Origin of the sequence: Dietzia sp. CQ4 (assembly GCF_014145125.1) — a bacterium.
In the GTDB taxonomy this organism is placed as follows: Bacteria; Actinomycetota; Actinomycetes; order Mycobacteriales; family Mycobacteriaceae; genus Dietzia; species Dietzia natronolimnaea.
The window spans coordinates 1-8050 of record NZ_JAALDZ010000228.1 but is presented as its reverse complement, the minus strand read 5'-3'; the positions used below and the strand labels follow the sequence as shown (position 1 = coordinate 8050).

Here is an 8050-nt window from a genome sequence, read left to right as displayed (position 1 = left end):
TCTCGCCGGGCTCGTCGGGCTCGCCGGCCCGGCGGCCCGGCGGCCCGGCGGTCTCGTCGGTCTCGGCGGGCTCGTCGGGCTCGTCGACAAGAGCGTTCCGCACGTATCCGCCGAGAGCGGGTGCGCGGAACGCTCTTCTCGATGGGGTGATGGACTCGACGGGGCTTCCGGGCCGGGGGTCGCTCAGCGCCCGGTGGTGAGCACGATCTTGCCGACCGCGCCACGGCCGTCCATGAGCTCGAGGGCCTCGGTGGCCTTCTCCAGCGGGAACTCCGCACCGACGAGCGGGTCGAGCTTCCCGGCGGCCAACAGCGGCTCCACCTCGGCCCACTGCTTCTGCAGGTAACCGGGGTTGCTCATCCAGTACTCGCCCCAGCCCACCCCGACGGCGCTCTTGTTCCCGAGCAGCAGTCGGTTGACCTTGACCGTGGGGATCTCGCCACCGGTGAAGCCGATCACGAGGATCCGGCCCTCCTGTCCGAGGGACCGGATGGAGTCGGTGAAGCGGTCACCGCCCACGGGGTCGACGACGATGTCGACACCCTTCCCGCCGGTGAGCTCCTTCACCGCGTCCTTGAACCCCTCCGGCGCGATGGCGTCGGACGCGCCTGCCTTGAGGGCCAGTTCCCGCTTGTCCCCGGTGGAGGCCACCGCGATCACGCGGGCGCCGGACGCGACGGCGAACTGCGTGGCGGCGATCCCGATCCCGCCACCCGCGCCGTGCACGAGAACCGTCTCCCCGGGCTGGAGCCGGCCGCGGTGCGCCAGCGCGAAGTGCACGGTGAGGACGTTCATGGGGATGGACGCCCCCTGGGCGAAGGTCAACGAGTCGGGCAGCCGGAACACCTGTGAGGGATCCGTGGAGACCACCTCGGCGAAGCCGCCGAGTCCGGGGAAGGCGCACACACGGTCGCCTGCGGCGAAACCGGAGCCCTCGGGAGCGGAGCGGACCACGCCGGCCACCTCCGAGCCGGGAACGAAGGGCAGCGGGGGCGACATCTGGTACTTCCCGCGGGTCTGGAGCACCTCGGGGAAGGTCACCCCTGCGGCGTGGACGTCGATGAGGACCGCCCCCGGCTCCGGCTCGGGGAGGTCGACCACCTCGAGGGCGGCGGGTCCGTCATGGGATGAGATATGGATGGCTCGCATGGACCCATAGTGTCAGCCCGGACACCCGCCTCGCCGGGACAGGGCCGACCGTGTCACGGGTCAGAGGACCCGGTTTCACGGGTCGGTGGGCCCGGGTTCACGGGTCAGAGGGCCCGGGTTCACGGGTCGGTGGGCACCGGCGGGGTCGGATCGGCCGTCTCCGGGCGGCGGCGGAACCTCCGGCGGCGCAGGAGATGGAGTGCGAGCCCCACGGCCACCACGACCTGCCCCACCTGGAAGGCCAGCGCCATCACGATGAACTCCCGCCCGAACGTGGTCGGCAGGACCAGGAGCAACGCGCAGATGCCCAACAGCGCGACAGTGAGGATCTGGCCCCCGGCCAGGAACCGTCGCGGGCTGGTGACCAGGCGGCCGCGGGAGAGCAACAGTACCGAGTTCAGTGCCACGAGCAGGCACACCGGCACCCCGATCTGCGCGGGGAACAGGAACAGGATCACGAAGAGTGGGTGCGAACTCAGGGTGACGGTGCCGGTCGCCAGGAACTGCGGAACGCTCCACAGCGCGGTGAGAAGTGCGCAGGACACCGTGATCCACGAGCCGCCCACCAGGATCCGCACCGGTCGAGGATAGCCGTGCCGCCCCCGGCGCGGTGCCCCGCCCATCTCGTGGACGACCCGCCCCGGCCGGGTCACCCGCGCGTCACTCCCTGGTCAGTGCCTCACCGATGGGGGTCTCGCCGTCGGAGAACTCGATCGTGCGACCGACGGTGTCCGGCCGTCGCAGTACCGCTGCCGTGACGGCGGCCACGACGTCCCGGCTCGTGGCCCGGTCCTCGCGCTTGTCGGCGCCCACACCGATCGACTCACCTCCGGCGTCGTCGGTGAGCATCCCCGGACCGAGGATCGTCCACTGCAGCTCGGACTCCCGGAGATGGGCATCCGCGGCGGCCTTGGCCTGCGCGTACGGGTAGAACGAGTCGTCCTCGGGCACTCCGTGGTCGGTGCGGGCCCCGTCATAGGAGATCATGACGTACCTCTCGACCCCCTCCTCCGCGGAGGCGTCCATGGAGCGGATCGCCGCGTCGCGGTCGACCGCGTAGGTGCGGTCGGCGCTCCCGCCACCGGCGCCGGCGGCCCACACCACGGAGCCGCTGCCGCGCAGCACCTCCCGCAGGCCGTCCACGTCGAGCGTCTCGACATCTGCGACGACGGGCGTCGCGCCCACCTCGCGGATGTCGTCGGCCTGGTCCGGATTGCGGATGACCGAGTTCACCTGGGCACCCGCCTCCGACAGGATCCGGGCGGCGCGGAGGGCGACCTTGCCGTGGCCGCCGATGATGGTCACAGGGCGTTCGATACTCATGGCCTCCGTTGTACTCCTCCGCCCCGCTCCGTGCGCCCCGTCGGTGGCGCGGTGCGGGACCGCAGCCGGAGCCCCGCCATCCGAGACGTGCCTCACGTTTCGGGGGCGTCCCGGCCCGATCCGGTCACAACTCCACAACGACACGCCGGATGCGCCCGTGTGGGTTCGCGTCGTGTCGGACCCGACGTGCATCATGTGCACATAAGCCGGTACTCACCGGTACACCCTCAGTTCTGCCTCGGAGTCACGCATGTCCTTGTCCCGGTCCGGGTACCTCTCGCGCTCGGCGGCGCAGGTCCCCCTCGTCATCCTCGCCGGGCTACTGGCCCTCCTGCTCGTCGCGACCGGGTGCACCATCCCCGTCCCCACCGGTTCGGCCGGGGAGACCACCCCGAGCGAGACGTCCCAGGCACCGGAGCCGGCGACCCTCCGGATCACCCCGGCCGACGGGGCGACGGACGTCGCCGTGGTGGACGGCGTCCGGGCCCGGGTCGAGAACGGTTCCCTGACCGAGGTGGTCCTCACCAACGACGCGGGCAAGGAGATCGAGGGCGAGTTGTCGCGGGACGCGACCTCGTGGGAGCCGGCGGTCACCCTCGGGTACGGGCGCACCTACACCCTGGACGTCACCTATCGGGGTGCGACGGGCGGCCCGAGGACCGACACGCGCACGTTCACCATGGCCAATCCTCAGGCCATCATCAGCCCCACCCTGGTCACCCCGGGCGGTGGTGCACTGGAGTCGGGCCGGGAGTACGGCGTCGGGATCATCGTGGGCGCCAGATTCGATCAGCCGGTGGCCGACCGCGCCACCGTGGAGAAGCACATGACGGTCACCACCGAGCCCGCCGTCGAGGGCAACTGGTTCTGGCTCGACGACACCACCGCGCACTGGCGACCGAGGGACTACTACGCCACCGGCACCCGGGTCCACGTGGACCTGGACACCGAGGGCCGGAACCTCGGCGGCGGCCAGTGGGGCGGAGAGGGCGCGGAGGTGGACTTCACCATCGGTGACCGACGGGTGGCCATCGCCGACGACGTCACCAAGACGGTCTCGGTGTTCCACAACCAGGAGCTGGTCAAGACCATGCCCACGTCGATGGGCAAGGGCGGGTGGGCGACCTACAACGGTGTGAGCATGCACTTCTGGACCCAGCGGGGCGTCTACACGGTCCTCGACAAGGCCAGCTCGGTGCTCATGGACTCGTCGACCTACGGTCTGCCGCTGGACGTCGGCTACAAGGTGACCGTCGACCACGGGGTCCGTCTCACCAACGAGGGCATCTACTTCCACGCCCTCGCCTCGTCGATGTGGGCCCAGGGCAACACCAACGTCTCGCACGGATGCCTCAACCTCTCCCCGGACGACGCGTCCTGGTACTTCGACCAGGCGGTCGCCGGGGACATCGTCGAGGTCCGCAACACCGGCGGACCGGAGCAGGGGATCTGGCAGAACGGCGACTGGGCTGTCCCGTGGAGCACCTGGCAGAAGGGTTCCGCCGACTGAGGGGCCGGTCGACACCGTTGCCGGTCGGATGGTCGGCACGCTAATTTTGCCCGATGGAGCCCCGCACACCCCGGACCCGCCTGCCCGGAGTCTCGATCGGCCACTGGACGGACCCGTCGGCGATGACGGGGTGCACGGTGGTGCTCCTCCCCGAGGGGGCGGTGGCCTCACGAGAGGTGCGCGGTGGCGCCCCGGCGACCCGCGACCTCGATGCACTCGCCCCCGACAAGGCCGTGACCTCGATCGACGCGGTCCTCCTCACCGGCGGGTCGGCGTTCGGCCTGGCCGCCGCCGAGGGGGTGATGCGGTTCCTCGAGGAGGCCGGGCGGGGCGTGCCCACTCCCGGTGGACGCGTCCCGATCGTGCCGACCCTGGCGCTGTTCGACCTCGGGGTCGGCGACCCGAAGGTCCGGCCGACGGCGGAGGACGGCTACTCCGCCGCGGTCGCGGCGAGCGGGCCGCGGTTCGAGGTGGGGCAGCTCGGTGCGGGGACCGGGGCGTTCACGTCGCAGTGGCGCGGGGTGGAGAACCTCCGCGCGGGCGGGATCCGGTACGCGGAGAGCACACTGGGCGACCTGGTCGTGGGGGCGCTGTGCGCGGTGAACGCCTACGGGGACGTCGACCCGGGAGGCACCGAGGTCGACCTCGACAGTGTCGCTAACCTGGTCCCGCCGTTCGACTACACCTCCGATCGGGTCCACACCACCATCGGAGTGGTGATGACCAACGCGAGGTTGGACAAGACCGCGTGCTTCGTCGTCGCTCAGGGCGCCCACGACGGGCTCTCCCGGGCGCTGACTCCGCCGCACACCCGGTACGACGGTGACGGTTTCGTCGCCGTGGCCACCGGCGAGGTGGCCGCCGACGTCGACACGGTCCGCCTGATGGCGCTGGACGCCGTCTCCCGGGCGATACGCTCCGCCGGTCACTGACACGCCCGGCGACGCCACACGCCGGAACGGAGTCGACATTTCCGGCGATGGGCGGGACAATCGGTAGTCACCCCGGGCACCGGCCCGTGGGCGACCCCGACGAAAGCGCAGGAGCACCTCCAGTGAGCCGAGCCGATACACCGGCCCGATCTATCAGCCCCCTTCTCGGAAGGGGGAACACCGGATGAGCATCGCGCTCTCACTACTCGTCGGAGTCGTGGTGGTCCTGGCGATCACCGCGCTCACGGGCTACTTCGTGGCCCAGGAGTTCGCGTTCATGGCCGTCGACCGCTCCCGGATGGGGGCCGCGGCGGAGAAGGGCGACCCGGCGGCGGCACGCGTCCTCGGCGTGACCAGACGAACATCCTTCATGCTCTCGGGCGCCCAGCTCGGTATCACCGTCACCACCCTGGTCGTCGGTTACGTGGCCGAACCGCTCATCGGCCGCTCGATCGGCGAACTCCTCGGCCTGGCGTCCGTGCCGCAGGGAGTCGGCGTGGTGGTCGGCACGGTGCTGGCACTGCTCTTCTCGACGGTCGTGCAGATGATCTTCGGCGAGTTGGTGCCCAAGAACCTGGCCATCGCCAAGCCGGAGCCGGTCGCACGCTGGCTGGCCCGGTCCACCACGATCTACCTCGCTCTGTTCGGCTGGCTCATCGGTCTGTTCGACAAGGCGTCCGAGGCGCTGCTCAAGGCCGTGGGTATCGAGCCGGTGCATGACAAGGAGCACTCCGCCACCGCCCGCGACCTGGAGCACATCGTCGCCGAGTCCGAAGAGACCGGCGAGTTGTCCGAGGAGCTCAGCGACCTGTTGGACAGGATGCTCGACTTCCCCGGACAACCCGCCGAGCACGCCATGATCCCGCGGAGCCGCACCGATGTGGTCCGCGCGGAGGACACGGTCAACGAGGTCCTGTCCAAGATGGCCACCGGCCACACCCGCTACCCGGTCGTCGGCGACGACTCCGACGACGTGATCGGCATCGTGGACCTCCACGATCTGCTCTCGGTGTGCGACGACGACCAGGCCGATCTCACCGCGGTGTCCGCCCTGATGCGGGCGCCGATCATCGTGCCCACCTCCCTGCCCCTGCCGGAGGTGGCCGCCCGCCTGAGCGCCGAGAAGTCGGAGATGGCCGTGGTGGTGGACGAGTACGGCGGCTTCGCCGGCGTCGTGACGATGGAGGACATGGCAGAGGAGATCGTCGGCGAGATCGCGGACGAGCACGATCCCCAGCTCGCCGCCGGGACCCCGGTCAGCGAGGGTCTGGGCTGGCTCCTGTCCGGCGACACCCATCTCGACGAGGTGGAACGCCTGCTCGAGATCACCCTGCCCGAGGTGGACGCCGAGACGCTCGGCGGTCTCGTGGTCGAGACGACCGGTGACCTGCCCGAGCTGGGCGACCGTGTCGACATCCCCCTTCCCGACACGGACGTGTTGGAGGAGTTCTCCGCGGACCGGGTCCTCCGGACCGAGGTGCGCCGGATCGAACGACGCGTGCCGGCCGAACTGCACGTCGTGGTCGAGGAGGCCGCGCGATGAACCCCACCACCACCCTGCTCGCCGCCGAGGCCGGATCGGGCCTCATGAGCAACCCGCTCGTCGTGGTGCTCGCCACGATCGTCCTCATCGCGGCGTCCGCGTTCTTCGTCGCCGTCGAGTTCTCGCTGATCTCCGCGCGTCGCCACCGCCTCGAGGACGCGGCGGCGTCGAGCGCCTCCGCCCGGGCCGCCCTGCGCAACGCCTCCGAGCTCACGCTTCTGCTGGCGGGATCCCAACTCGGGATCACGCTGTGCGCACTGGCGCTCGGCTCCATCACCAAGCCCGCTGTCCACCACTGGCTCACCCCGGTGTTCGCCGGCTGGGGCCTGCCCTACTGGACGGCCGACGTCATCGCGTTCGTCATCGCCCTGCTCATCGTCACGTTCCTGCACCTCGTGGTGGGCGAGATGGCTCCCAAGTCGTGGTCCATCACGCACCCCGAGTACTCGGCCACGCTGTTGGCGATACCGATGCGGGGCTTCCTCTGGATCACCCGCCCGCTGCTGGTGATGCTCAACACCCTCGCCAACCGGATCCTCCACCGGATCGGGGTGGAGACCCGCGACGAGGTGGCCTCCGGGCAGGACGCCGACTCCCTGCGGGAGCTCGTGCGCCACTCCGGTGAGGCCGGCACGCTCGACGACACCCACCACCGGCAGCTGCTCAACGCACTGGAGCTGCAGGAGCTCACCGTCGGTGACCTGCTGGGCGAGCGCGGCGTGGACACCCCCGCCGCCCCGGAGGAGATGTCCTCGGTCGACGTGGACGCCTCGCCCGAGGAGATCCGCGAGACGGCCCGCCGCACCGGTCACCTGCGCCTGCTGGTGATGGACAGCGACACCGCGGTGGGCGTGGTGCACGCGCGGGACGCGATCAACATCCAGTCGGCGGCCACGGCGAGGGAGCTCATGCGGCCGAGCCTGTCTCTCGAGCACGACCTCTCGGTGGCCGAGGCGTTCCGCCGGATGCGTGAGGCGCGGGCACACCTCGTCGTCGTCGAACAATCCGGCGGCCACCCCGGCACCCACGTCTCCGAGGTGAGGGGGGTCCTCACGCTGGACGACGTGGTGCGGCGCCTCCTGCCCGTGACCTCCGTGTAGGCCGGGGCTGCGGGTCGGGGACCTGTGGGCCGGGGGCTGCCGGCCGGGGGGCCGGGGTCAGAACAGCCCGATCACCCTGAGCAGGCCCCACAGCGCGAGCCCGGCCATGCCGATCAACACCAGCAGCATCAGACCCACCGCGCCGACCGCGCGGAGCAGGTAGCCGCGGGCGTCGGTGTCCACGCGCCTGCCCTCGGCGATGGTCCGGTCCACCAGGCGCAGGTTCTTGGACGTGGCCTTGTGCGCGGCGTCCGCCACGTCGCCCACGAAGGGGATCACGCCGAGCACCGCGTCGACGAGGTAGTTCCAGCCCATCCGGAACAGGATGTGGACGGGGACCCGGTTGCGGATCGCCTCGGCCAACACCGCGGCCGCGACCACGGTCCCCAGCGCGTCCCCCACGACGGGCACCAGACCGATCACCGGGTCCAGCCCCATGCGGTACCTGGTGCCCGGTATCCGCACCAGGTCGTCCATGACGCGCGCGTCGCTG

General features: G+C 70.9%; 8 protein-coding genes. 4 read left to right on the top strand and 4 right to left on the bottom strand.

Translation table 11 applies throughout. The annotated features are described in order from the left end of the window. Positions 1-183 precede the first annotated feature (183 nt). The 3 genes from G6031_RS13015 to G6031_RS13005 form a co-directional block, all read right to left on the bottom strand. Entirely contained in the window at positions 184-1149 is a 966-nt protein-coding gene (locus G6031_RS13015; RefSeq protein ID WP_182653479.1) for an NADPH:quinone oxidoreductase family protein, read from the bottom strand. Between the two features lie 119 nt (positions 1150-1268). Then, complete coding sequence (locus tag G6031_RS13010) at positions 1269-1727, bottom strand: hypothetical protein (protein ID WP_182653478.1); 459 nt, start codon at positions 1725-1727, stop codon at positions 1269-1271. Positions 1728-1809: 82 nt separating this feature from the next. Continuing rightward, on the bottom strand, positions 1810-2472 hold the full coding sequence (locus G6031_RS13005) for an NAD(P)H-binding protein (protein ID WP_182653477.1): 663 nt from the start codon (positions 2470-2472) through the stop codon (positions 1810-1812). 250 nt (positions 2473-2722) lie between these two features. On the opposite strand from G6031_RS13005, the gene G6031_RS13000 reads away from it, so the two are divergent. The 4 genes from G6031_RS13000 to G6031_RS12985 all read left to right on the top strand — a co-directional run bounded on the left by G6031_RS13000 (position 2723) and on the right by G6031_RS12985 (position 7557). Further along, positions 2723-3982, top strand: coding sequence for an Ig-like domain-containing protein (locus G6031_RS13000; protein WP_182653476.1), 1260 nt, complete (start codon positions 2723-2725; stop codon positions 3980-3982). Positions 3983-4035: 53 nt separating this feature from the next. Beyond that, positions 4036-4914 (top strand): P1 family peptidase, encoded by an 879-nt coding sequence (locus G6031_RS12995; RefSeq protein WP_182617533.1) that lies wholly within the window; start codon positions 4036-4038, stop codon positions 4912-4914. A 184-nt stretch (positions 4915-5098) separates the two neighbouring features. After that, a complete protein-coding gene (locus G6031_RS12990) occupies positions 5099-6457 on the top strand; it encodes a hemolysin family protein (protein ID WP_179523670.1) in 1359 nt (452 codons plus the stop codon). Positions 6458-6501: 44 nt separating this feature from the next. Beyond that, positions 6502-7557 carry a hemolysin family protein gene (locus tag G6031_RS12985; protein ID WP_182645135.1) on the top strand — a complete coding sequence of 352 codons (1056 nt, stop codon included), beginning with the start codon at positions 6502-6504 and terminating at the stop codon, positions 7555-7557. 57 nt (positions 7558-7614) lie between these two features. Here the strand turns inward: G6031_RS12985 and G6031_RS12980 are convergent. Next, positions 7615-8050: DUF4112 domain-containing protein (locus G6031_RS12980; RefSeq protein ID WP_206682163.1), on the bottom strand; the 436-nt coding region annotated here is incomplete at its 5' end.